We start from the raw sequence: 242 nt of genomic DNA, 5'->3' as shown, positions 1-242 counted from the left end.
AATTACGAAGGTAACTTACGTTACCAACCTTACATGAGCGTTTCGTTTAGTTTTGAAAGAATGATTTATTCTTTCAACTGAAAAGGTAAGTTTTGAAGAAGAGCAAGTCTCTTTTAAGAAACACCTCCGGCTAATGGCTATGTCGGGGTATTTACTTTTCTTTTGTGGGCCTGTAGCTCAGCTGGTTAGAGCGCACGCCTGATAAGCGTGAGGTCGGTGGTTCGAGTCCACTCAGGCCCACC

At 43.8% G+C, this 242-nt stretch carries 1 tRNA gene; it reads left to right on the top strand.

Annotation, left to right across the window (positions count from 1 at the left end):
- Positions 1-166: 166 nt before the first annotated feature.
- Positions 167-240, top strand: a tRNA-Ile gene (locus Q4550_RS23900).
- Positions 241-242 lie beyond the last annotated feature (2 nt).

The organism is Anaerobacillus sp. 1_MG-2023 (assembly GCF_030547345.1).
GTDB lineage: Bacteria > Bacillota > Bacilli > Bacillales > Guptibacillaceae > Guptibacillus > Guptibacillus hwajinpoensis_B.
This window is presented reverse-complemented; position numbering and strand designations above follow the sequence as displayed.